Annotated in this window: 21 protein-coding genes and 1 pseudogene; 14 read left to right on the top strand and 8 right to left on the bottom strand. The window is 63.0% G+C overall.

Going from position 1 to position 25063, the window contains the following annotated elements:
• Positions 1 to 147 precede the first annotated feature (147 nt).
• Entirely contained in the window at positions 148 to 393 is a 246-nt protein-coding gene (locus ACCO56_RS09500; protein WP_433640029.1) for a hypothetical protein, read from the top strand.
• Positions 394 to 504: 111 nt separating this feature from the next.
• On the opposite strand, the gene ACCO56_RS09505 is transcribed toward ACCO56_RS09500, so the two are convergent.
• From ACCO56_RS09505 to ilvA, 4 genes are all read right to left on the bottom strand, one after another.
• Complete coding sequence (locus ACCO56_RS09505) at positions 505 to 1905, bottom strand: FAD-binding oxidoreductase (RefSeq protein WP_433640031.1); 1401 nt, start codon at positions 1903 to 1905, stop codon at positions 505 to 507.
• Positions 1906 to 2003: 98 nt separating this feature from the next.
• Positions 2004 to 3383, bottom strand: coding sequence for a DEAD/DEAH box helicase (locus tag ACCO56_RS09510; protein WP_433640032.1), 1380 nt, complete (start codon positions 3381 to 3383; stop codon positions 2004 to 2006).
• A gap of 378 nt (positions 3384 to 3761) precedes the next feature.
• On the bottom strand, positions 3762 to 4328 hold the full coding sequence (locus ACCO56_RS09515) for a DUF1697 domain-containing protein (protein ID WP_433640034.1): 567 nt from the start codon (positions 4326 to 4328) through the stop codon (positions 3762 to 3764).
• The gene (gene ilvA / locus ACCO56_RS09520; protein ID WP_433640035.1) at positions 4325 to 5575 is read right to left on the bottom strand and encodes a threonine ammonia-lyase IlvA; all 1251 of its coding nucleotides are present in this window, start codon (positions 5573 to 5575) and stop codon (positions 4325 to 4327) included. The genes ACCO56_RS09515 and ilvA overlap by 4 nt, the downstream gene beginning before the upstream one ends.
• A 137-nt stretch (positions 5576 to 5712) precedes the next feature.
• On the opposite strand from ilvA, the gene ACCO56_RS09525 reads away from it, so the two are divergent.
• Both ACCO56_RS09525 and ACCO56_RS09530 read left to right on the top strand, forming a co-directional pair.
• The gene (locus tag ACCO56_RS09525; RefSeq protein WP_433640037.1) at positions 5713 to 7170 is read left to right on the top strand and encodes a TrkH family potassium uptake protein; all 1458 of its coding nucleotides are present in this window, start codon (positions 5713 to 5715) and stop codon (positions 7168 to 7170) included.
• 111 nt (positions 7171 to 7281) lie between these two features.
• A complete protein-coding gene (locus ACCO56_RS09530) occupies positions 7282 to 8406 on the top strand; it encodes an alpha/beta hydrolase (protein WP_433640039.1) in 1125 nt (374 codons plus the stop codon).
• An 88-nt stretch (positions 8407 to 8494) separates the two neighbouring features.
• Here the strand turns inward: ACCO56_RS09530 and ade are convergent, their stop codons facing one another.
• Positions 8495 to 10312 (bottom strand): adenine deaminase, encoded by a 1818-nt coding sequence (gene ade, locus ACCO56_RS09535; protein WP_433640040.1) that lies wholly within the window; start codon positions 10310 to 10312, stop codon positions 8495 to 8497.
• A gap of 113 nt (positions 10313 to 10425) precedes the next feature.
• On the opposite strand from ade, the gene ACCO56_RS09540 reads away from it, so the two are divergent.
• From ACCO56_RS09540 to ACCO56_RS09560, 5 genes are all read left to right on the top strand, one after another.
• The gene (locus ACCO56_RS09540) at positions 10426 to 12270 is read left to right on the top strand and encodes a sensor histidine kinase (RefSeq protein ID WP_433640042.1); all 1845 of its coding nucleotides are present in this window, start codon (positions 10426 to 10428) and stop codon (positions 12268 to 12270) included.
• A complete protein-coding gene (locus ACCO56_RS09545) occupies positions 12267 to 13601 on the top strand; it encodes a sigma-54-dependent transcriptional regulator (RefSeq protein WP_433640044.1) in 1335 nt (444 codons plus the stop codon). The genes ACCO56_RS09540 and ACCO56_RS09545 overlap by 4 nt, the downstream gene beginning before the upstream one ends.
• 235 nt (positions 13602 to 13836) lie before the next feature.
• Complete coding sequence (locus ACCO56_RS09550) at positions 13837 to 14814, top strand: tripartite tricarboxylate transporter substrate-binding protein (RefSeq protein WP_433640045.1); 978 nt, start codon at positions 13837 to 13839, stop codon at positions 14812 to 14814.
• 118 nt (positions 14815 to 14932) lie between these two features.
• Positions 14933 to 15394: a tripartite tricarboxylate transporter TctB family protein gene (locus ACCO56_RS09555; RefSeq protein WP_433640047.1), complete on the top strand. Its 462-nt coding sequence runs from the start codon at positions 14933 to 14935 to the stop codon at positions 15392 to 15394.
• A 9-nt stretch (positions 15395 to 15403) separates the two neighbouring features.
• The gene (locus ACCO56_RS09560) at positions 15404 to 16912 is read left to right on the top strand and encodes a tripartite tricarboxylate transporter permease (RefSeq protein ID WP_433640049.1); all 1509 of its coding nucleotides are present in this window, start codon (positions 15404 to 15406) and stop codon (positions 16910 to 16912) included.
• 7 nt (positions 16913 to 16919) lie between these two features.
• On the opposite strand, the gene ACCO56_RS09565 is transcribed toward ACCO56_RS09560, so the two are convergent.
• Positions 16920 to 17621, bottom strand: a complete 702-nt coding sequence (locus ACCO56_RS09565; protein ID WP_433640051.1) for a winged helix-turn-helix transcriptional regulator — start codon at positions 17619 to 17621, stop codon at positions 16920 to 16922.
• A 244-nt stretch (positions 17622 to 17865) separates the two neighbouring features.
• On the opposite strand from ACCO56_RS09565, the gene ACCO56_RS09570 reads away from it, so the two are divergent.
• Complete coding sequence (locus ACCO56_RS09570) at positions 17866 to 19032, top strand: acyl-CoA dehydrogenase family protein (RefSeq protein WP_433640052.1); 1167 nt, start codon at positions 17866 to 17868, stop codon at positions 19030 to 19032.
• Positions 19033 to 19317: 285 nt separating this feature from the next.
• Here the strand turns inward: ACCO56_RS09570 and ACCO56_RS09575 are convergent.
• A pseudogene (locus tag ACCO56_RS09575) lies at positions 19318 to 19904 on the bottom strand (DJ-1/PfpI family protein).
• Positions 19870 to 20790, bottom strand: a complete 921-nt coding sequence (locus ACCO56_RS09580) for a sugar phosphate isomerase/epimerase family protein (RefSeq protein WP_433640054.1) — start codon at positions 20788 to 20790, stop codon at positions 19870 to 19872. Before ACCO56_RS09580 ends, ACCO56_RS09575 begins: the two are co-directional and overlap by 35 nt.
• Here ACCO56_RS09580 and ACCO56_RS09585 point away from each other — a divergent pair.
• From ACCO56_RS09585 to ACCO56_RS09605, 5 genes are all read left to right on the top strand, one after another.
• Entirely contained in the window at positions 20777 to 21010 is a 234-nt protein-coding gene (locus ACCO56_RS09585) for a hypothetical protein (RefSeq protein WP_433640055.1), read from the top strand. The genes ACCO56_RS09580 and ACCO56_RS09585 overlap by 14 nt on opposite strands.
• Positions 21011 to 21176: 166 nt before the next feature.
• Positions 21177 to 22064, top strand: coding sequence for a sugar phosphate isomerase/epimerase family protein (locus ACCO56_RS09590; RefSeq protein WP_433640858.1), 888 nt, complete (start codon positions 21177 to 21179; stop codon positions 22062 to 22064).
• Between the two features lie 54 nt (positions 22065 to 22118).
• Entirely contained in the window at positions 22119 to 23288 is a 1170-nt protein-coding gene (locus tag ACCO56_RS09595; RefSeq protein WP_433640057.1) for a mandelate racemase/muconate lactonizing enzyme family protein, read from the top strand.
• A 2-nt stretch (positions 23289 to 23290) separates the two neighbouring features.
• Entirely contained in the window at positions 23291 to 24025 is a 735-nt protein-coding gene (locus ACCO56_RS09600; RefSeq protein WP_433640059.1) for a FadR/GntR family transcriptional regulator, read from the top strand.
• A 29-nt stretch (positions 24026 to 24054) separates the two neighbouring features.
• Complete coding sequence (locus ACCO56_RS09605) at positions 24055 to 25038, top strand: hydroxyacid dehydrogenase (protein ID WP_433640062.1); 984 nt, start codon at positions 24055 to 24057, stop codon at positions 25036 to 25038.
• Positions 25039 to 25063: the final 25 nt, after the last annotated feature.

The raw sequence follows: 25063 nt of genomic DNA on the forward strand, positions 1-25063 counted from the left end.
ACTTCCACTCTCCTGCCTCGACGGCCCGCTATTTCGAACCAAGACCCCGAGCGTCAAAGTCCAAGCGACAATCTCGCGACATATGGTTGTGTCTTGTGCTATTTGAGTATCCGTTCACAACCGACCATGAAACGAGGAATTCAACCCATGCGGAAGATGATTGTCGCACTGGCAGCGATCGTTGCGCTGAGCGGCTGTACGACCACCGAGAGGGACGTGACCGTGGGAACTGCGGCCGGCGCGATTATCGGCGGCATAGCTGACGGCGGAACGGGAGCCCTGATCGGCGCGGGTGCCGGCGCGCTCGGCGGCCTTCTGGTCCGCAACCTGCGCAACGGCTATTGCGAGTATCGCGATAAGCGCGGACGCATTTACACTGCCCGCTGCAACTAACGGCTTAAACACGACGGCCAGAGGACGGCATGCCGTCCTCCGGTTCCATTCAGTCTCGACAGATCCTTGACCGACAGCTTCGCAGACGAAAGTTGGTCGGCGAATAGGGATTCAGGAACGAGTGGAAACGATCTTGCCCGGATTAAGCGTCCCGCCAGGATCGAGCAAGGTCTTGATGGCGCGTGCGAGTTCCTGCTTTACCGGATCGGCATAACGCTCATAGGCGTCGCGCTTGTCGAGGCCTACGCCATGCTCGGCCGAGAACGAGCCGCCGCACTCTCGCAAGCCGGAATAAAGCACATCCTCGATCGCCCTGTGCCGCTCATGCGACACGGGGCCATCGACGTTTATCGAGATATGCAGATTGCCATCACCGAGATGGCCGAAAACATAAGGCGCGTAGGCGGGATCGATAGCCTTCAGGCCGGCCTCGAGGCGCGCGACATAGCTGTCGATCTCGTCGCCGGGGACCGACACGTCGAAGGATGGCGGGTCCTTGTGCATGCGCTCGATCTGCTCGGTTTCCTCGCGCAGCCGCCAGATCGTTCGCGCCTGCTGGTTAGAGGTCGCGACGAGCCCATCGAGGATGCCGGCCTCCTCCCAGATCGCCGCCAGCCCGTCCTCCAGCGCCGTCGTCGCAGCGCCCAGGTCGTCGGCGCCGAGTTCCAGCAACAGCAGGCAAGATGCATCGAGCGGTAGCTGGCCGGGCTCGATACCGAGCATCCGGCTCATGGCGAGGGCAAAGCGATGCCACATGATCTCGGCGGCGCGCAGGCTGATGCCAGTCCGGCCGAGGAAATGCCGGACGATCCGTTGGGCGCTAGCGGCGTCCGGCACGCCCACGAGAGCCGTAGCCCCGGCGGCCGCAACCGGATTCAGCTTGACCGCGACGCGGGTGACAATTCCAAGCGTGCCCTCGGTGCCGATGAACAGGTGCTTGAGATCGTAACCGGCACTGGTCTTCATGACACGGGTAAGATCGGAGAACACGCGTCCATCGGGAAGCACGACTTCGAGGCCGAGCACGCGATTGCGCATGGTGCCGTTTCGGAAGGCCATGATGCCGCCGGCATTGGTGGAGACCATGCCGCCGATAGTGCAAGTGCCGCGTGATGCGAGGTCGATGCCAGGGTCGAGCCCTTCGACAAGCGCGGCCTCCTGCAACACCGCCAACGGCGTGCCTGCCTGGACGACGGCGACCCTGGCAAAGGCGTCGATCTCCTCGACGCTGTTCATGGCGCCAAGGTCGCAGATAACCTGGCTCGGCGTGGTGGCCGCACCGCCGGCGAGCCCGGTGCGGCCACCTTGCGGCACGAGTTCGAGCCCGTTCGCCGCGCAGTACGCCACCAATGCTGCTACACCGGCAGTGTCGTTCGGACGCACGAGCGCCGCGGCGGTGAAATTGCGACTATCGACACCGGGATCGCGGCGGGACAGCTCGGCACGGTCCCAGACGACCGCATCGCCGAGGATCTTGCGCATCTCAACGAGCAGCTTGTCTTCGTCCGTCATGCCCACCGCTCCACGATTGCGTCAGCCACCGCCTTCGTCGCGGCTCCAAGGAAAAGCGGCGGCAGAGCCGGGCCGCCGCTCTCTGAATTCGGGGAAAATCAGGCCGCCTTGGCGGTCGGCCGTTTTCCGCCGAAACGCCGGCGCTTGCCTCGAAACGGCTTGCGTTCGCCATTCGGCTCGCCCGACTTGCCGTGGACCGGTTTCTTGCCGAACCCATTGCGCGGCTTGTGCTCGCCCTGTGGGCGGCGATCTTCACGGCGCGCCGGCTGATCGTTGTCGGGGCGCAATTCGGCCATGTCGCGGGCGCGCGGCTCGGGACGCGGATCCGGCTCGCCTGTATGGTCCCCAGCGATCGGCAGCCGCATGCGGATCACCCGCTCGACGGCGCGAAGCTTCGCTGCTTCCGACGGATCGCACAGGGTGACGGCGACGCCGTCCGCGCCGTTGCGGCCAGTCCGGCCGATGCGGTGCACATAGCTTTCCGCCTCGTCCGGCAGGTCGAAATTGACGACATGGCTGATCCCCGGCACGTCGATGCCACGCGCCGCGATATCGGTCGCCACGAGGATGCGGACGGAGCCGTCGCGGAAACCATTCAGCGCCTTCTGGCGCGCGTTCTGCGACTTGTTGCCGTGGATGACCGCGGCGTTGAAACCATCGCGCTCCAGATCGCGTGTCACGCGGTCGGCGCCGTGCTTGGTGCGCGAGAATACGATCACCGAGCGCATGGCCGGATCGGCGAGCATCGTCGAAAGGACCTTCCGCTTCTGCTTGGTACGGGCCATGACTACGCTCTGGTGGATCTCCGCCGCGGTGGTGCCCTGCGGCGCGACTTCGACGCGCGCAGGATTACGCAGCAACCCTTGCGCGAGCTTCTCGATCTCGGGTGGCATCGTCGCCGAAAAGAGGGCCGTCTGCCGGGCGGGATGCGTTGCTTTCGCCAGGCGCTTGACGTCATTGATGAAGCCCATGTCGAGCATGCGGTCGGCCTCGTCAAGGACAAGCCAGGTCGTTTCCGACAAGATGACGTCACCCTCGCGCACGAGATCCGTCAACCTGCCAGGCGTAGCGATCAGCACGTCGACGCCAGGGCCGATCTTCTTGACCTGACTGAAGCGGGAGACGCCGCCCAGCACCAGCGCGGTCGAGATATGAGCGCCCTTCGAAAGGCGCCGAAAGGTCTCCTCGATCTGGACGGCCAGTTCGCGTGTCGGCACGAGAATCAGCGCGCGCGCAGTCTTCGGGCGACGCTTCGTGCCGAGCCCGACGATTTTCGAGAGGATCGGCAGGGCGAATGCGGCCGTCTTGCCGGAGCCGGTCTGGGCGACGCCCAGAATATCGCGGCCTTCGAGCTGAGCGGGGATCGCCTGCTCCTGGATCGGCTTGGGCTCGATGAACCCGGCATTGATGGTCGCATTCAACAGCGCCCCGGAGATGCCGAGTCGAGCGAAACCGCTCGTATCGTTTTCGTTGGTCAATTCGTTCTTCTTTCAGGCGGCCCTTGCAAAGCCGCACAAATACGCGGCAGGGCGCAACCTGCCGTCGGGTCAAATGGAATGGAAACGACAAGGCGGCGGGCAAGCCCGCGCGGCTGCGCTGTCGTGCCCGCAAGCCTCATGCCAGCGGGGCTCTTTCGCCTCTTGCCGTCATCCGGAAAAGGGAAGCAGACGCAACCAGTCCCGACGTTCGGGAAGGCCGGAACTGTCCGGCCCAAGCGCCTATGGCCCGCATATGGGATAACACGGCCGAAAAGGCAAACGAAATTTGCCGCACCGCAGCAACGGACGGCCTTAAGCGAGGCTGCGCCATCTCTGCGCAACGCCCAATTATATCGCAAGCTGCTGGCCTCGGTGGGCTCACGAAGACTTTCGTGAAGCGAGGGCAGCCTTGTCGGCCATTTCCACCAGCGTTTGGACAGTGCGCCAATTGCGCGCCGTCAGAGGCACCCCCAAAACGCGGTCAAGCGCCTCCGCCAGCTTCGACGCACCAATGCCGTCGGGCGTGAAGAGGTAGAGCACCCCGTCGGTGATGGCGAAACGCTCGGTCGCCGTTGCCTTTTCCTGGAGCCGTTCAGCGGCGTCAGGCGCCGGCGTTCCGTCCAGCAGCACCGCATGCAGCTTCTTGTGGTCGCACGCCCCTTCCGGGAACGGATTGCGGGCGATCATTTCCTTCCAGGCGTCGGCTGAACGGACGGTCGGTCGCGAAGGGAATCCAAAGGTCTCGGCGAAGAGCCTGTCGATCGCTGCCGCCAGCTCTTTCGCTTTCATATGCGACGTCAGGACCACGTTACCGCTCTGGATGTAGGTGGCCACCGAACCGAACCCGGCCTTGGTCAGGGCCGCGCGCAGCGTCTCCATCTTCGCGACCTTGTTGCCGCCGACATTGATGCCGCGGAACAGGACGATGAAGACGGTTTCGCTCATATCACCAGTCCCGCAATCGTATCGTTGTCGGTGATGTCCTGATAGGCCCAGCCGGTTTCATGGAACCTCTTCGCCAGGATATCGAAGTTGCGGCGGTCCTTGGTTTCGATCCCGATCAGCACCGAGCCGAAGTTCCTGGCCGACTTCTTCAGATACTCGAACCGGGTGATGTCGTCTTCCGGGCCTAGCACCTGGAGAAAGTCGCGCAACGCGCCGGGCCGCTGCGGGAAGCGGAACACGAAGTACTTCTTCAGGCCTTCGAAACGCAGCGCGCGTTCCTTCACGTCCGGTAGGCGCTCGAAATCGAAATTGCCGCCGGAAACGACGAGAACGATCGTCTTGCCCTTGATCTCTTTGCGCGGGAAATCTTTGAGCGTATCGATGGCCAGCGCTCCGGCCGGTTCGAGCACGACGCCCTCTATATTCAGCATCTCGATCATTGTGGCGCATAGCCGGTTTTCGGGGATCAGCTTCACCGAATCGGCCGGGAAATCTTTTAGGTGCCGGAACGGCTCGCGGCCGATCTCCGCCACGGCAGCGCCGTCGACGAAATTGTCCACCTTGGACAGCTTCACGCGCCTGCCGACAACGAGGCTCTCCTTGAGGCTCGGCGACCCCGCGGGCTCGGCGAAGACGAATCGCGGCGCGGAGCCACGCTCGCGGAAATAGCGCGTCACTCCGGCTGAAAGCCCCCCGCCGCCCACGGGCAGCACCATGATGTCGGGCGTCCGCCCCAATTGCGCGGCAATCTCACGACCGACGGTCGCCTGGCCGTCGATGATGTCCTTGTGGTCGAACGGGGGCACCATATGCGCGCCCTCGGTCTCGGCGAAGGTCAGCGCAGCGCGATAGCAATCGTCGAAGAAGTCGCCGATCAGTCTGATCTCTACGAATTCACCGCCGAAAAGCCGCGTCTTATCGATCTTCTGTTGGGGCGTCGTCACGGGCATGAACACCACGCCCTTTCTGGCGAAGTGCCGGCAGACGAAGGCGAAACCCTGGGCGTGATTGCCCGCGGAGGCGCACGCGAAGAGCTCCGAGCGCGCTCCGGCACCGAGCGCCTTGCGGAAGAAATTGAAGGCACCGCGAATCTTGTAGGAGCGAACCGGGGAAAGGTCCTCGCGTTTCAGGAGGATACGCGCGCCCGTCTTGCGCGACAGGTAATCATTCTCCTGCAGCGGGGTCTCGGGAAACAGCGCCCGCACCGCCTCCGTCGCTTCATTCACACGTTCTAGGAAATTCGTCATCTCTCAAGGTCCATCGGGGATAAACGACCTTCCCGATCGTGCCCTCCTTTGCGCTATGGCACATTCGCTTGTATGAAGCCACAGGCTGCCACGCAGCGGCTTGAGTCCGCCATTCGCGACGCCTGGGATTGTCGACCGTGAACAGAAGTACCATTCGCGCCGCAATCCATGTCGCAGCCGTCTTCGCCATCTATCTTTCCGTCGCCATGCTGATGCCGGCTGTCGCGGATCTCTACTTCGGCAATGAGGATTGGACAGTCTTCGCTTTTTCGGCGCTGTTCATGGGCGGACTTGCCATGGCCGTGGCGCTTGCCACACATGGCCGTCCGCCCCAGGTGACCACGCGTTTCGGCTTTCTGCTCGTGAACCTCCTCTGGTTAACTCTGGCCATCGCCGGTGCCGTGCCCTTCATGATGTCGTCGCTCGACATGAGCATCACCGACGCCTTCTTCGAGTCGGTGTCGGGCATCACGACCACGGGTTCGACGGTGATCAACGGCCTCGACCACGCCCCCCCTGGCATCCTGCTTTGGCGTTCGCTGCTTTCCTTCATGGGTGGCCTCGGCGTGATCGCGCTCGGCCTTTTCCTGCTGCCATTCCTCAACATCGGCGGCGTGTCGTATTTCAAGATCGAATCCTCCGACATCGAGGATCGGCCGTTCGAGCGGTTCCAGACCTTCACCATCAGCCTGATCGGCATCTACACGACGCTCGTGGTGGCTTGCGCCGTCTCCTATGCCACGGCCGGGATGGACGGCTTCCATGCCATCAACCACGCGATGTCTACGGTCGCCACCGGCGGTTTTTCTACGCACGACACGTCCTTCCTACGCTATTCGGACAACCCGGCGATCCTGTGGACCGGGTCGATCTTCATGTTCATCGGCGGCTTGCCTTTCTCAATCATGATCCTGTTTGCGGTACGCGGTCGGCTCGATGCGATCCGCGATCCGCAGATTATGGTCTATGCCTGCTATTGCATCGTGTTCGCGTTCGCCGTCGGCATCTATCTGAGGGTCAGCGCGGATATGCCGTTCTTCCAAGCGGTCACGCATTCGACCTTCAACCTGATCTCCATCATCACCACGGCTGGATTCGCGAGCGACGACTACACGCTGTGGGGTTCGTTCGCCGTGGTCTGCATCTTTGTGGCGACGTTCATGGGGGGCTGCTCGGGATCGACGACGGGTGGCATCAAAGCCTACCGCTTTCTCATTCTTTTCGAACTCATGATGAACGGCGTGCGCCGTCTCATCTATCCAAGCATGGTGCAACCCGTGCGTTATGGCGACCGGACCGTGGACGAGGACATGCAGCGCGCGGTTGTTTTGTTCATCGCCTCGTTTTTGGTCCTCTGGGCAATCGCCACCGTGCTCCTTGGGGCAACCGGCCTCGATTTCGTCACGGCGCTCAGCGGAGCCCTCACCTCGCTCACCAATGTCGGCCCGGGGCTCGGACCGGTCATAGGACCGGTCGGCAACTTCTCGTCGCTGCCGGACGCAGCCAAATGGATATGCTCTGCGGCGATGCTTCTCGGGCGCCTCGAAATTCTGGCCGTCCTCGTGATCTTTTCTCCCGCTTTCTGGGGCCGCTAGCCGGATGGACCGGGACCAACTTTGCCTGTAATGCGACAAAAACAGCAACAGACGGCCTCGTTCCAAATCTTGTTCCCGCCAGTTAGAGTTTTCCAGCCGATCGTCGCAGTCATGTTCATCCTCGCGCTTTCCGGCTGCGGCGGCGGACGAACGCATCAGTTGGTCGGCCAAACCATCGCTCCCGTAGCCGCGGCGAAGATCGCAGGTAGCCATGAGATTTTCGTCGCGACGTCTCGGGCCAAGGCCGCCGACCCGCGAGAAGTCTATTCAGGCGACCGTTCGAAGGAACTCGGCCTCGCCCGGGTCGACATCACCGTTCCGGCAATCCATAAGACCGGAGCGGTGGAACGGCCGGTCGGCAGGCAGACGGACCCGGCGAAATATTTCACCGCCACACGCGTCGCGGCTTATCGCGACGAGGAAGCCTTTTCGCGGGCGCTGCGCGCCGACATAGCGCGCCGCGGCGGCCGAGCCATGGTGTTCATCCACGGCTACAACACGGCCTTCGACGATGCCGTCTATCGGATCACGCAGATCGTCCACGATTCCGGCTACAAGGGCACGCCCGTCTTGTTCACCTGGGCATCGGCCGGCCGCACGGTCGATTACGTCTATGACAACAACAGCGCGACCGCCGCGCGCGACAGGCTCGAAGACACGCTTCGGCTTGTCGCCCGTTCGGGCGCCAAGCGCGTCGATATCGTCGCGCATTCGATGGGCAATTGGGTGACCGTCGAGGCGTTGCGCCAGCTTGCCATGACGGGCGACCGGGATCTCGACGGCAAGATGGGAGACGTCGTCCTCGCCTCGCCGGATATCGACGTCGACGTGTTCAAGACCCAGATGGGCCGTTACGGTGTGCCGAACAAACCTTTCGTGGTGCTGACGTCCAAGAACGATCGCGCTCTCAGTATTTCGGGCCTGATCGCAGGCCAGCGGCCACGCCTTGGCGACTACACCGACGCGGCCGACATTGCCCAGTACGGCGTCGTCGTTGCCGATGTGAGCACGCTGTCCGCAGGCGACAGATTGAACCATGCCAAGTTCGCCGACAATCCGGTTTTGGTGAAATTGCTGGGCGAAAGGCTCCAAAGCGACGATTTCGGTCTGAACGAAAGCGACATCACCAACCGCATCGGGTCCCTCACGCGAGGGATCGGCCAGACCATCACCTCGGCTGCCGAGATCGTCATAACCACGCCGTTCGAAGTGATGCGGGTTGCCGTCGGCCAGTAGGAGGCGAACCGCCCCCCAAAGCATGTTGTCGTCTTGCACGTCGTTTACCCAAACCGCTGCACACGTTTGGGCGACATGAATTGGTCCTTCAGACGAACAGATCGACCTTCTCGAATTTGGTGACGTCAATGATCCCGACGTCGGAAATGCGCAACTCGGGAATCACCACCAACGCCAGCAGCGAGTGCTGCATGTAGGCGTTGTTCAGGCTGCAACCCATCTTGCGCATGGCTTCGGCAAGCTTCTCGGCCTTGGCCGCGACGATCTCGGCGCGTTCGTCCGACATCAACCCGGCGATCGGCATCTCGACGAGCGCGACCTCCTTGCCCTTCGAGAACAGAACCACGCCGCCGCCGATCTGGCCGAGGCGGTTGGCTGCAAGCGCCATGTCCTGCTTGTTCGTGCCGACGAGGATCATATGGTGGGAATCATGCGCCACGGTCGAGGCCATCGCGCAATCCTCCATGTAGCCGAAGCCGGAAACGAAGCCGTTGACCACCTGGCCCGTGCCGCGATGGCGCTCGACGAGCGCGATCTGGCAGACATCGTTGCGGCGATCCATGGCCACCAGTCCGTCCTCTACGGGAAGATCGGCTTCCAACGCCCGTGTCGGCGCCTGGTTCTCGATCACGCCGATGACACGTACCCTGACTTCATTGGCCCCCTTCGGCGCCTCGATGTCGAAGTCGGCAGCCTTGAGCTTGCGCCCGAGCTTGACAGTGTTCCTGGCACTCCTCGGATAATCGTACGGTTCGATCCCGACATCGAGTTTGCCATGCCTGGCCAGCCGCACGCCCCTGCCATAGACCTCGTCGACCACTAGCGCGGGCAGATCGGAAACGATCAGGAAATCGGCGAGCCGGCCCGGCGCAATGGAGCCGATCTCGCGGTCGAGCCGGAAATGCTGTGCGGTGTTGATCGTCGCCATCTGGATCGCCGTCACCGGATTCAGGCCTTGCGCGATGGCGTGACGGACGACCCTGTCCATATGCCCGTCGTTGATCAGCGTGCCCGAGTGACTGTCGTCGGTGCAGAGGATGAAATTGCGCGGGTCGATGCCATCTTCCGTCACGGCCTTGATCTGGGCCGCCACGTCGTACCAGGCCGAGCCCAGCCTCAGCATCGCCTTCATGCCCTGGCGTACGCGGGCCACCGCATCCTCGGCCCGCGTGCCTTCGTGATCGTCCTCAGGCCCGCCGGCGACGTAGCCGTGGAAAGGCAGGCCCAGGTCGGGCGAGGCATAATGCCCGCCGATGGTCTTGCCGGCCTTCACCGTCGCAGCGATCTCGCCAGCCATGATCGGGTCATTCGCCGCGACGCCGGGAAAATTCATCACTTCGCCGAGCCCGACGATATTCGACCACGTCATCGCCTCGGCAACGTCCGCGACGGTCAGCGCCGCGCCGGCATTCTCGAGACCTGGCGCCGACGGCACGCAGGAAGGCATCTGCACATGCACGTTGATGGGCATGGCCATCGCCTCGTCATGCATCAGCCGCACGCCACCGAGACCCAGCACATTGGCGATCTCGTGCGGATCGATGAACATCGAGGTGGTGCCATGCGGAATGACGGCCCGGCAGAACTCGGTCACCGTCACCATACCGCTCTCGACATGCATATGGGCGTCGCAGAGCCCGGGCACGAGATAGCGCCCGGCGGCGTCGACCACTTTCGTGCCTTTGCCGATCGCGTGGCTGGCATCCGGTCCACAAAAGGCGAAGCGCCCAGCCACGATGGCCAGGTCGGTGGCGGCGATGATCTCGCCCGAATAGACGTTGACCCAGCGGCCGTTGCGCACGACGAGATCGGCAGGCTTGCGGCCCATCGCGACATCGACAAGCAATGGCGCGACCTCCGTCCAAGATCGGGGATTGGAGCGTTTCGGTGTCGGCTTCCGCGCCATGGGATTCTCCTGTTTGACGCGAATGTGCCAAGCCGCGCGCCCGTTGACCAGCCGCATTGCCGCAAGCCTCGCACTCGGTGTAGTGATCTGTCAAAGCAAGGATAAATCACCCAATGAACCGGCCGCCCCTTCCGCGCCGAAGATTCTGGGCCGTCTTGGCATTGTTGTTTGCCGCGCTGGCCGTGGCGGTTCTGGTCGGTCGTCTGGCGACGCGCTCGGCACTGGAGCAGGCGTCCGGACGGGGACAGACGACCTTGCGGCTGGCGGTCGCGGCGCTGCGCGGGCACATGAACCGCTTCGAGCCGTTGCCGGCCCTGATCGCCGATCATGACGACATCCAGGAACTCGTCTCCGATCCAGGGAATTCGGAGTTGCAGGCGCGCGGCAATGCCTATCTGGAGGAGATCAACGCCCTTCTCAAATCGTCGGACATCTATGTGATGCTGACGGACGGCATCACCATCGCCTCCAGCAATCACGACGGGCCGATCAGCTTCATCGGCGAAAATTTTTCCTACCGGCCCTATTTCCAGCAGGCCATGGAAGGAAGGCAGGGTCGTTTCTTCGCTCTCGGCACGACATCGCTGAAGCGCGGCTACTATTTCTCCGCTCCGATCCGCGTCGATGGGATCATCCGGGGCGTCGTCGCCTTCAAGGTCGATATCGAAGGCATCGAGTCGTCATGGGTGGGCGCCGACCACGAGATTTTCGTTTCCGATCCGGAAGGCATCATCTTCATGACCGGCAGGCCCGAATGGCTCTATTCAGGCATCCAGAAGCTTACGTCGGAAAGGCTTGCGCGTACTCAGGTCTCCCGTCGCTACGCGGACGCGGTTTTGCGCGAGCTCCCGATCACCGCTTCGACCTCCATCGACGGACACAGGCTGATGAGCATCGCCTCTCCCACGGGCGGGAAAGAATATCTCGTGCAAGCGGAGGCTATGCCCGAGGCCGGCTGGACGGTGCATGTGCTGCTCGATACGGCATCGGCCCGGAGCCAGGCTTTCACGGCAGTCGCCGCCGCACTGCTGCTGCTCGGCCTGGCGACGCTGGCCGGCGCCATCGTCCTCCAACGGCGTGCCCGGCTCGCCGAGCGCATGGAGTTGCAACGCACGGCTAGGGCGGAACTGGAACGGCGCGTCGAGGAGCGTACGGCAGACCTCGCGCTGGTCAACCGGCAACTGGAGAGCGAGGTCGCAGAGCGGCGCGCAACGGAGAAGCAGCTTCGGCGAACTCAGGGGGATCTGATCCAGGCAGGCAAGCTCGCCGCGCTCGGGCAGATGTCGGCAGCCTTGTCGCACGAGTTCAACCAGCCGCTCGCTGCCGTGAAGACTTATGCCGACAACGCCGCCGTGCTGATCGACAGAGGCAGGTCAGCCGAAGCAAGAGACAATCTCCAGCGCATTTCGGGTCTCACCGACCGCATGGCTTCCCTCGGCCGGCATCTGCGCAATTTCGCGCGCAAGCCCAACGAGAAGCTCGGCGCCGTGCCGCTCGACGAAGTCGTGAGGGACACGCTCGAAATCGTCTCCGCACGGCTCAAAGCGGCGAACGCCACGCTGATCGTTGATCTCGGACCCACGCCGCCGATCATACGGGCAGGATCGGTGCGCCTGCAGCAAGTCCTGGTGAATATCATCTCCAATGCCGCGGATGCCGTCGAAGGCCGCGACAACCGCACAGTCGAGCTCAGCGCGCGCCATGCAGGCGGCAAAATCCTCATCCAGGTCCGAGATCATGGTCCGGGCGTTCCGGCGGCCATCGCCGAGCGAATATTCGATCCCTTCTTCACGACGAAAGGCGTGGGCAAGGGGCTGGGCCTCGGCCTGTCGATTTCCTACAACATCGTCAAGGATTTCGGCGGTAGCCTTTCCGCCGGCAACCATCCGGATGGCGGCGCCGTCTTCACCATTGAGCTCGAACAGGGAAAAATGCCCGTCCGTGAGGCAGCCGAATGAAGCCCGTCATACTTCTTGTCGACGACGAGGAGGAATTGCGGCGCTCATCGAGCCAAGCCCTGGACCTGGCCGGCTTCGAGGTGCGTGGCTTCGCCTCGGCGGAACCCGTCTTGGACATTGTCGGCTACGGCTTCAACGGCATCGTGATCACAGACATCCGCATGCCTGGGATGGACGGAATGACGCTGATGGGCCGCATCCGCGACATAGATCCCGACATCCCGGTGCTGCTCGTTACCGGTCATGCCGACGTGCAACTCGCGGTGAAGGCGATGCGGGAAGGCGCTTACGACTTCCTCGAGAAGCCGTTCAACGCACAGCATCTTGCCGATATCGCCGCTCGCGCCCTCGACCGGCGCCAATTGGTGATGGAAAATCGCCGATTGCGCGCCGCGGCGGGCAAACGCGACGATGTCGAGGCCCGCCTGCCCGGCCGCACGCCGGCGATGGTGGACCTTCGCTACCGGCTTCGCGCGATAGCGGCGACGGACGCCGACCTCCTCATCATCGGCGACACTGGCACAGGCAAGGAAGTGGCAGCGCGTGCGCTCCACGACATCAGTTCCCGCGCCGCGAAGCCGTTCGTCGCCATCAACTGCGCCGCCCTGCCCGCCACTCTCATCGAAAGCGAGCTGTTCGGGCACGAGGCGGGGGCGTTTCCAGGAGCTCTGCGCGCCCGCTTCGGCAAATTCGAGCATGCGCGCGGCGGCACGATCCTGCTCGATGAGATCGGCTCGATGCCCCTCGACCTGCAAGCCAGGCTGCTTCGGGTCATCGACGAGCGAGTGATTACGCGCCTCGGCTCCAACGAGGCCGTACCCCTCGACGTGCGCTTTATCGCCACCAGCAAGGCGGATCTCGACTCGGACGTGGCGGCCGGACAGTTCCGCGCCGACCTTCTCTATCGCCTCAACATGGTGACGTTGCGCATGCCCTCTCTTGCCGCGCGGCGCGAGGACGTGCCGCTCCTTTTCCTGCAACTCGTCAACGAGGCCGCCGCTCGCTATCGCCGCGACGCCGTGGATGTGCCCCAGGCGCTTATCGCCGAAATCGCGCGTCGTGAATGGCCGGGCAACGTGCGCGAATTGCGAAATGCCGCCGATCGCTTCGTCCTCGGCCTCGAGCCAGACGGAGACTGGGCGCGCAGCGCAGCCGCGGCCACGCTGGCCGACCGCGTCGCGGATTTCGAGAAGAGCATCATCGCGGGAGCGCTGCTCGCCCACCGCGGCAGCCTGAAGCTCGTCTACGAGTCCCTCAGCATCTCCCGCAAGACCCTCTACGAAAAGATGCAGAAATACGGGCTTGCCAAGGACAATGCGCGGAATCCCTGAACGCAGCAATGCTGGGGTTCGGCCGGCGTCGGCAAATGGGGGGAAATCCACACACGTTCGATCGCCAATGTTACCTTTTCCACCCATCGCCGAGGGAAAGCTTGGCCGGCAGAACCGTCGGCAGGCATTGAGCGTTGCATCGAAGCCGCTACATTGCCCTCATGAGCCGCTATCAAGGCCGGGGTTCGGGAGGATCTCGCGCACCGGGCTGGCCAACCTATTTGGGAGGAAACCGATGAAGAAGTTCGTCGCCGCCTTCGCTGCGGCTGCCACTCTGTCACTCACCGCCTTCTCGGCGGACGCCCAGACCTATCCGGATCGCACCATCACGATGGTCGTACCGTTCTCGGCCGGCGGTCCGACCGACACGGTAACGAGGCTCGTCGCCGAAGCGATGTCCAAGGACCTCGGCCAGCAGATCGTCGTAGAGAATGTCGGCGGTGCCGGCGGCACGCTCGGTGCCGGACGGGTCGCCAAGGCCGAGCCTGACGGCTACACGCTGCTGCTCCACCACATCGGCATGGCGACAAGCGCGACGCTCTACCGGAAACTTGCATACGACACGCTGAACGCCTTCGAATATGTCGGGCTCGTTACCGAGGTGCCGATGACCATCGTCGCACGCAAGGACCTCGAACCAACCGATCTGAAGGGGCTCGTCGAATATGCGAAGGCCAACAAGGATACAGTGACTGTCGCCAATGCCGGCATCGGCGCGGCGTCTCACCTGTGCGGCATGCTCTTCATGAGCGCCATCGAAACGCCGCTGACGACAGTTCCCTACAAGGGGACAGGCCCTGCCATGACCGACCTGCTCGGGGGGCAAGTCGACATCATGTGCGACCAGACGACGAACACCACCAAGCAGATCACCGGCGGCACGATCAAGGCCTATGCGGTGACCTCGCCGGAGCGCCTTAAAGTGTTGCCTGATCTGCCCACGACCATTGAGGCCGGCCTGCCAGCTGTCCAGGTGGGTATCTGGCACGGCATCTATGCGCCGAAGGGTACGCCCGCGGAAATCACCGAGCGGCTCTCCAAGTCCCTTCAGGTGGCACTGAAGGATCCCAACGTGGTCGCGCGTTTTGCTGAACTCGGAACAGCGCCCTCTTCCGAAGCCGACGCTACACCGGCTGCACTGAAGGCCAAGCTCGAAAGCGAGATAGCACGCTGGAAGCCGATCATCGAGGCAGCCGGTCAGTACGCGGACTGAGACTGAACGGGGCGCCAAGCAGGTTTCGGAAAAGTGCCGACGGCTTTCCGAGACCTGCGGCAAGGAAAGAGGCCCGCCCGCATTCACCGGAACGCAGTCCCATAGCAAGGACATGCTCATGAAATCGCTCACATTCGACCGCACGAACGCGCTCTGCGGCGCATTGTTCGTGGCCATCGGCCTGTTCTTCCTAAGCGAGTCGCTCGGCCTCGATATCGGTACGGCGTTCCGCATGGGTCCGGGCTATTTCCCGATGCTGCTCTCGGCTGTGCTGATCCTCCTTGGCGTGGTCATTCTTGTCCAGGCCGTGCGCGTCGAAGGCGAGCCGGTCGGGCCGGTGGCCTGGCGCGGCATGCTGCTCATCCTTCCGGCGCCGATCGTCTTCGGACTCACCGTACGCGGCCTCGGGTTCGTGCCGGCTGTCTTCATAACAGCCTTCGTGGCTTCCTTTGCCAGCTCGCGCATGACGCTGGTCATGGCGCTGGTCCTGTCCGCGTTGCTCGCCGTCTTCGCCGTCGTCGTGTTCAGCTACGGTCTCGGCCTTCCTTTCGCGCGGTTCGGCCCCTGGCTGCGCTTCTAGGGGGCGGAAATGGAACTCTTCTCCAATCTCGGTCTCGGCTTCGCCACCGCTTCGACCCTTGCCAATCTGGGCTTCTGCCTGATCGGCGTGCTGCTCGGCACGTTGATCGGCGTCCTGCCGGGCATAGGCGCGACCGCGACCATCGCCATGCTGCTGCCGATCACCTTCCAGATCGGCGATCCCGTCTCCTCGCTGATCATGCTCGCGGGCATCTATTACGGTGCGCAATATGGCGGCTCGACCACTGCCATCCTGATCAACATGCCGGGTGAATCGTCTTCGGCCGTTACCGCGATCGACGGCTACCAGATGGCCCGCAACGGGCGCGCCGGGGCAGCACTTGCCGTCGCGGCGATCGGCTCCTTCTTCGCCGGAACCGTGTCCACCTTCCTCGTCGCGCTCTTCGCACCGCCGCTGACGGTGATCGCACTCGAATTCGGCGCCGCCGAATATTTCTCACTCATGGTGGTCGGACTCGTTTCGTCCATCGCCCTGGCGCATGGTTCGATCGTCAAGGCGCTCGCGATGGTCGTGCTCGGCCTGCTCCTGGGCCTGGTCGGGACCGACATCTATTCCGGCACGCCACGGTTTACCTTGGGTATCCCCGAATATGCCGATGGGCTGAATTTCGTAGCGGTGGCGGTAGGCGTGTTCGGCATAGCCGAAATCCTGCGCAACCTGGAGAACGAACACGAGCGCTCGGTGCTGATCCGCAAGGTAAGCGGCCTCCTGCCGACACGGGAGGACTTCCGGCGCATGGCCGCGCCCATCTTGCGCGGGACCGTGATAGGCTCGGCGCTCGGTATCCTGCCCGGCGGCGGCGCCATCCTCGCTGCCTTCGCTTCCTACACGGTGGAGAAGCGCGTCTCCGACCACCCCGAGGAATTCGGCAAAGGGGCGATCGCGGGGGTGGCCGGGCCGGAATCGGCCAACAATGCCGGCGCGCAGACCTCCTTCATCCCGATGCTGACGCTCGGCATCCCTGCCAATCCGGTGATGGCCTTGATGATAGGCGCCATGATCATCCAAGGCATCGTGCCGGGCCCGAACGTCGCCACCGAACAGCCCGCGCTGTTCTGGGGGATCATCGCCTCGATGTGGATCGGCAACCTCATGCTGATCGTGCTGAACCTGCCGATGATCGGCCTATGGGTGAAGCTCCTCACCGTGCCCTACTACCTGCTGTTCCCCATCATCATGGCATTCTGCTCGATCGGCGTGTACAGCGTGAACGGCAACGCCTTCGATCTCTATGCCATCACCTTCTTCGGCCTCCTCGGCTACGTGCTGACCAAGCTGCGCTGCGAGCCCGCGCCGCTGCTGCTCGGCTTCGTCCTGGGGCCGCTCCTGGAAGAGAATTTGCGGCGAGCCATGATCCTGTCGCGGGGTGATCCCACGATCTTCGTGACGCGACCGATCAGCGCCATCCTGCTTCTGCTCGCCGCGGCTGTTCTGGTCATCGTCTTCCTGCCGAGCGTGAAGCGGAAGCGCGAGGAAGTCTTCGTGGAAGAAAGCTGAGGCTTGCTCAGGCTCCCACCTGAGCGACGCGCGGACGCTCGACCGCAAACGGGCTAAGGCCCAACCATTGCTGCATGGCGCCGGCGATCAGCGGATCGCCGGCGAGTTCCATATTTCCGGCATCGATCTCAGCCCGCACTCGCGACAACCCCATCCAGATCGTTGTCATGCTCCTGAGCGAGGAGCGAACCAGCAGATCGATGTCGAAGCCGGGATCGAAGCCGCATAGATCCACATCTGCGCCGTCGATGACCAGCCACCAGTTCCGCTGCTTCTGGGGCAATTCGGGGTACTGAAATTGAATCGTGCATCGCCTCGGAGGCAGGGGTCGCGGGTTGAGATGCCGGCGCATGTCCCACATCAGCAGCGAGGGATCGAGGTTTCGCAGGGAGAGCTGCGATTCCACCCAGCGCGTACCCCAAAACCCCATGCCGGTGACGATATCGCGCAGATCCTCGCCGGCCGGTGTCAGCTGGTATTCCGTGCCGCCGCCTCTGGGAACAGTCACGATGATGCCTGCCTTTTCCAGCTCCTTCAAGCGCTTGGACAGAAGAGCAGGCGACATGCGCGGCACGCCGCGCCTCAGATCGTTGAACCTTGTCGTCCCGCACAGCATCTCGCGCACGAGGAGCATGGTCCAGCGTGTGCAAAGCACCTCCGCGGCCATCGAGACCGGGCAGAATTGTCCGTATCCGTCGCGGTCCAGCATCGCTCTCTCGAGGTTCAAATGACCGCTCGATAATATCATTTCGAGATGGGAGCGGAAAACAATCCGATGGTTGCAGCCATTTTCTCCAACAAAGACAAGAATAAAACACAGGAGGGAGCCCGCGAACTATCTGATCGACAAGGAAGAGGCGTCTTCGCGCAATTCCAGTACACTTCCTGAACTATCGCCAAACAGCGCGAGGGAGGACAATAGGCCAGTCTGAAATTCAGTGGAGGGATCCGTGATGAATTCAGTTTTCCAAACCGCAACAGCTGAGCCTCCCGTACACGCCCGTTTCGTGCGGGCCATCGATGCAGCCCATGCGCTAGCGCCCGACTTCGCTCAACGCGCCGCCAGGCATGACGAGGACGACAGCTTTGTCGCCGAGAACTACCTCGCCTTAAAGGAAGCGGGCCTTGTCGAGGCAGGCGTGCCGCGCGAACTGGGCGGCGGCGGCGCAGAAATCGCGGAGCTCTGCGAGATGCTTCGTGTGATTGCCCGCGCCTGCGGTTCCACAGGCCTCGCCTTTTCCATGCATACCCATCAAGTCGCAATTCCCGCCTGGCGCTGGCGACATCAGAAGGTCGCGGCTGTCGAGGGCTTGCTGCGGCGCGTGGCAGCAGAACGTATCATCCTCTTGTCCAGCGGCGGCTCCGACTGGATTGGCGGATCGGGTAAGGCGGAGAAAGTCGATGGCGGTTACCGCGTGACCGCGCGCAAGGTCTTTACCTCCGGGGCCGAAGCCGGCGACCTCCTCATGACTGGAGCGATCTGCGACGTCGATGGAACCGCTACGGTTCTCCATTTCGGCGTGCCGATGAAGGCGGACGCCGTCGGCATCGTGCAGACGTGGCGCACGCTCGGCATGCGCGGCACGGGCTCGAATGATGTCGTCATCGACGGGCTGTTCGTACCTGATGCTTCTGTCGCCTTCTCGCGCAAGGCGGGCGAGTGGCACCCCGTATTCCAGGTGATCGCGACGACGGCTTTTCCGTTGATCTACGCCGCGTATCTCGGAATCTCGGAAAGCGCGCGGGACATCGCCATCGACATGGCGCGCAAGAAGGGACCGAACGCCCACCAGATCGAGCTCGCCGGACGGATGGAGACCAATCTCCGCGCCGCCCAGATCGCCCATAAGCGGATGATCGAGGTCGTCGAGTGGAACAAGCCGTCGGCGGAATCGGTGAACGAAGTGATGATCGGCCGTGCCCTCGTCGCCCAACACGCAATCGCGACGGTGGAACTCGCAATGGAGCTTGCCGGAGGCAGCGGATTCTACCGGGCGAACGGGCTCGAACGGCGCTTCCGAGATATACAGGGAGCGCGCTTCCATCCGCTGCAACCCGGCCCGCAAGCGCGCTACGCCGGTTCCATGGCCCTCGGGTTGCCCGTGACGAATGTATTCTGAGCGGCACGATCGGGACTCGAGAGAGGCTGCAAGTCCTTTGAATCCCGCTGTGGTCGCTACGGATGTGGTTACCGGCGGCAACAAGGATTAACCTTTGGGCAAGCCCCTCCCCGCCTGCCGGACATCTCTCCCGCAGGCGGGGAGAGAGTCGCCTGCCGCTCCACTTTCGACAATCAGAAACGTTGGTGATTGGCGAAAGTGGAGAAGACAGCGATCTCTCCCCGTCCTTTACAGGAGGAAGTGGCCAGCAGGCCGATGAGGGGCAACTCGCGACGTATTTTGAACTTATGCGTGTCTGATTTCCGTGCCGAGCACCTTCAGACATTCGCGCATGAAAGCGGCAAGAGCTGTCCAGCCCTTCGCCGAAACCATGGTGCCATCGACATAAGCCTCGGTCGGCGAAAGATCGACATATGTGCCTCCTGCGAGCGTCACTTCCGGTTCGCAGGCCGCGAGCGCTCCGACCTTCTTGCCCCTCACCACGCCCTCGACCGCGACGAGGATCTGCACGCCGTGACAGATGGTGAAGATCGGCTTCCTGGCTTCGTGGAAATGCCTGACGATGGCCTGGATGCGCTTGTCCGTTCGAATGTATTCGGGGCCGCGGCCGCCGGCGCAGTAGACGGCGTCGTAGTGCTCCGGCCTTACTTCGGAAAAGCTCTTGTTGATGACGAAGTCGTGGCCCGGCTTTTCCGTGTACGTCTGATGTCCCTCGAAGTCATGAGGGAGGTCTTGATCACGTCGCCCGCATTCTTGTCCGGGCAAATCACATGCACGGTATGGCCGACGGCCTCCATTGCCTGCTGAAAGACAAAAATCTCATATTCCTCGGTGAACTCACCGGTGAGCATCAGAATTCTCTTGCCTGTCAGCGGATGCTCCTCCCAGACTCTGTCGGCTGAATGTCGGCCCAGTCTGCTCCCATCGATTCCTGATGTGCCGGTATCCCTCCCGGTAGACCGCTTCCGGGCTTTCGGAGAAATCGCGCCAGACTTTCGTCGCCGCCGCGAGGTCTTTCAGGGCGCGGCCGAAGGCTTCGATGGTCAGCCAGCCGTCATAGCCGCTGCCGCGGATCGCCGCGAAAGTCTCCGTCCATGGAATGTTGCCGCGCCCCGGCACGCCCCGGTCATTCTCCGAAATGTGCACATGTACGATGTTCCGGAGGTTCCGCGTGAAGGCGCCGGTAGGGTCGGTTTCCTCGATATTGGCGTGGAAAGTATCGTACATGGCCTTCACATGCGGCCGGTCGATCTCGTCGATATGGGCGCAGAGATCGTCCATCGTATTGACGAAATAGCATTCGAAACGGTTGAGCGCTTCCAGCCCGATCGTGACGTTCCTTTTGCCCGCATGATCGCCGATGGCTCGCTGCGAGGAGATCGAGCGCTTCCTCTCCGCCGCGGTCGGTCCCGAGCCGGAAAACAATCCTAGGGTGGAATGGAGCGGTCCGCTCAGCCGGTCGGCCCCGAGCGCGGCAGTGCAATCGATTGCCCACTTCATGTAGTCGATCCCGGCCCGGCGGGTGGCGGCGTCCGGCGAGATCAGGTTCATGCCGGGATCACCCATCGCCGAGACGGCCGTACGCTCCAGGCCGATGCGGTCAAGCGTCTCGCCGAGCTGCGCGTAATGTTTCTCGTCGCCTTCGAAGATGGGGATTTCCACCCCGTCGAACCCCGTGGCCTTGATGTCCTTCAGCAGCGCCTGGTGCCTGCTCGTGACGTGCGTGGTCCACAGGAACATGCACATGCCGACCTTCATCGACTTCGTCTCCTTTGGAGACCCACTTTCGTCCGACCGGTTGCACGGTCGAATCCTGCACCAAGATCAGGCTGTGCCGGTCTCGCAATTTTCTTGTGATATTCGCCTCCCCTTTTCTGGTAATACCAAAAATGCTCACCCGGTCAAGTGCCGCTCCTCCCAGTCGGGCGGAGCCACCACGCCAAAAACTCCCGAAAATCTTACTAAAACAGCCGGATAGGCGGCCAACGAGCGGCATTCTGGGTCATCCTTGCCGACATGATCGAATTGCGCTAGAGGTTACAGAGCGCCCAATTGGTCGAACCAGTTTGAGCTGGAACGTTTTGGGGGAGGAGAAAAGGCGGGCCGGCCGGCGCGCCGATGAAGCGATAGCGGGAGGATAGATGATGCATCTTTCGACGCATAACTGGATGCGGGCCGAGCCGCTCGAGGTTACGCTCAGGCGGATCAAACAATTCGGCTACGAGTCGATCGAGATCTCCGGCGAGCCGGAGCAGTACAAGACCGCCGAGACCCGTGCCCTGCTTAGGGAATATGGCATCCGCTGTTGGGGTGCGGTGACACTCATGCTGGGCGAGCGCAATCTTGCCGCAAGAGACCAGGGCCAGCGCGAGCGTTCCGTCCAGTATGTGAAGGACGTTCTGACGATGGTGAGCGAGCTCGACGGCGAGATCATCACGCTCGTGCCCTGCACCGTCGGCAAGGTGGTGCCGGATGGGACCGAAGAGGAAGAGTGGAAGTGGGTGGTGGACGCCACACGCGAGTGCTTTTCGCACGCGAAGAAGGTGGGCGTACGGGTGGCGGTGGAGCCGCTCAACCGCTTCGAAACCTATCTGTTCAATCGCGGCGCCCAGGCGCTGGCGCTAGCCGACGAGGTCTCGCCCGAATGCGGCGTGTGCCTGGACGCCTATCATCTACATATGGAGGAATTCAACGTACACGACGCGATCCGCCAAGCCGGCAAGCGCCTGTTCGATTTCCACGTCGCCGACAACAACCGCTTCGCGGCCGGCCTGGGCACGATCGACTGGCCGAAAATCGTCGGCACGCTGAAGGAGATCGGTTACGACGGCGCCCTGACCAACGAGTTCGTGGCCCCGGTCGACCGCACTCCGGCCGCCGTCTATCCCGATATGGTCGAGCGCAATCCTGTCGATATTTCTCCCGAGCAGCTGAAATTCATCCAGGACCACGGCTCGAGCCTGCTGACGGAGAAGTTCTATACAGATCAGATGCGCATCACCGCTGAAACGCTTCTGCCGCTGATCAAGTAGACCTGTCACCGGATGAGCCCTGCTCCTTCGTGGAGCGCGGACCTGAGGAACTTTATGCGCATCAAGACTGTACAGGCCTGGTGGGTCCGAATACCGATCGAAGCCGCGCGCCAGCACCGAAGCGATTTCGGCGTGGTCTCGACCTTCGACGCCGCCATCCTGCGCATTGAAACCGACGACGGGCTTGTCGGCTGGGGCGAGGGCAAGAACGCAGCCGGCAGCACGGGCGGCTACGGTGCTCTCGTCCACATGCTCAACCATGAGGTCGGACCAGAGCTGATCGGGCGTGATCCCGCCGACATCGCGGTCATCTGGGAGATGCTCTACAACGACAGCCGGCATGAAAGCGCGGCACGGGCCGGTCACGCCATGCCGCGACTGGCGCGCCGCGGACTGACCGTGGCGGCGATCAGCGCGGTCGATATCGCGCTGTGGGATATCCTGGGAAAGTCGCTCGACCAGCCGGTATGGCGACTGATCGGAGGGCGGAAAGCGGATCGACTGCCGGCCTATGCTTCGGGCGGGTGGGCACCGGCGGACCAGATCGGCGACCAGCTCAAGTCCTACATCGACAAAGGCGGCTTCAGCGCCGTGAAGATGCGTGTCGGCGCGATGGATGGGGCCGCGCATATTTCCGCTACGCGGGTCCGCGCGGCACGCGAGGCGCTCGGCCCGGACGTCGAGCTGATGGTGGATGCGCACGGAACCTACACCGTTGCCGAAGCCAAGCGTTTCATTCATCTGGTCGCCGACCAGAACCTCGCCTGGTTCGAGGAACCCGTCATCGCCGACGACAAGGCCGGGATGGCAGAGGTGCGCGCCAGCGGTCCGATCCCAGTGGCCGCGGGCGAAAGCGAGGCCACGCGCTTCGCCTTCCGCGACCTCGCCGTCCTCAAGGCAGCAGACATCTTCCAGCCGGACCCTGCCTTCTGCGGCGGGATCACGGAAGCCATGCGCATCGCCAGCCTCGCCAGCGCCTTCAATCTGCGCTTCGCACCACATCTGTGGGCCGGCGCACCCTGCTTCTTCGCGGGCCTCCACCTGTGCGCGGCCTCGCCCGCCAGCTTCACGATCGAGTTCTCGCTGGGCGCCAATCCCATGATCCACGACCTGATCGAGGAGACTGTCGAGGCCAGGGACGGTATGATAGCTATCCCGGAAAAACCGGGACTCGGCTTCACCATTTCCGAACGGTTCCTGGAGGCGCACGCGCAACACGGCTGACGATGAAAGAAAATAATCTCCTGGCGGAACTTGCCGCCTATCTTTTCGCGCATTCCGACACGAAAACCGGCCGCACGCCTTCCGAACGCGAACTGGCCGAGCAATTTTCGGTGAGCCGCGGCCAGATCCGCGAGGCTCTTGCTATCCTCGAAGCCATGCGCATCGTCGAACGTCGCGCCAAGTCCGGTATCTATGTCGACACGAAGCAAGCCAGCGTGGAGGCCATGGCGCTGTTCGCCAAGGCGGGACTGCCTCTCGATCCCGTCCAGATTTACGAGACTGTCGAGATCCGCAAGATCCATGAGATCAAGGCGGCCGAGCTCGCATGCAGCCGCGCTACGGAGGAGAATTTCGAGCGCTTGCGCGAAATCCTGACCGAATCCGAGGAACGGCTGGCGGCAGGGCTCGACCTTGCCAAGCAAGACCGCGACTTCCACCTGGAGATCGTGCGTGCCACGAAGAACAGCGTCTTCTACCGCATCTGCAGCGTTTACTACGTGATGGGCGAGCAGCGTCTGCCCGTTTATTTCAGCGATCCGGAGCGCGGTCGAAAATCTCATGTCGAGCACATCCAGATCTACGAAGCGCTCAGGCGCCGCGACGGGAATCTCGCTCAGGCCTTGATGAGCGCGCATCTGCAGGGCGCCGAGAGCTACTGGAAGGGCCTTATCGGGGGGACTGCCGAAGGCGATGCGGAGGAGCAGCAGGACTGGGACGTGGCCCACGCCCAAGCGTGATCTCCCTCCGGCTGAATGAAGAGGATCGCGTGACAGTCATCTACACCACCCACGCGCTCCATCCGGGCGCCAGCGCCCTTCTCCGCGAGGCCGGAGAAATGCGTATCGCCTCCGCTCCCGATCCCGAAACGCTGACGCGGGAATGCCGGGACGCCGACATCCTGATCGTGCGCGCACCGATACCGCGCGAACTCTTCCATGCCCAGACGCGGCTGCGCCTGGCAGTGCGCCATGGCGCCGGGCTCGACTGGATACCGATCGACGCCGCGACCGAAGCGGGCGTGCTGGTAGCCAATGTTCCCGGCGTCAATGCGCGGACCGTCGCCGAACATGTCATGTTCGGCGCGATGGCCGTGCTGCGCCGCTTCCGCTCGGTCGACCGCGACCTGCGCCAGAAGGGCTGGAATGCCGGGCGCGCGCATGCCGATCAGGCCAGCGAACTGGCCGACAAGACGATCGGCATCCTCGGCCTGGGTAATATCGGCCGCAACCTCGCCGTGATCGCCCGCAATGGCTTCGGCATGACTGTACTGGCCACGACACGCTCGGGGAGCGCGCTTCCCGAGGGTATAGCTTCCCGCAGCTTGGACGAGTTGATGGCCGAGAGCGACATCGTCGCACTCTGCTGTCCGCTGACCCCCGAGACGCGGGGCGTCGTTGACGCGCGGCGGCTTGATCTGATGAAGCCGACGGCTGTGCTCGTCAACGTCTCGCGCGGGGCCGTCATCGATGATGAGGCCCTTATCGAGGCGCTGGGGGCGGGACGGATCGGCGGCGCGGTGCTCGATGTCTTCGCCGAGCAGCCGCTCGCGGCAGATCACCCCTATTTCTCGTTCGACAACGTCGTCATCACCCCCCACATGGCAGGCATCACCGAGGAGTCGATGATGCGCATGGGAATCGGCGCCGCGGAGGAGACGCTGCGGGTGCTGGCCGGGGAGCTGCCGGTCAACCTGCGCAATCCGGAAGTGGTCGAGCGGTATCGGCAGCGGTTTTCATCCATACCAGCCTGATATCAATGGCCATGGGATGGCCGCC

This window comes from Mesorhizobium sp. 1B3 (assembly GCF_050958605.1).
GTDB lineage: Bacteria > Pseudomonadota > Alphaproteobacteria > Rhizobiales > Rhizobiaceae.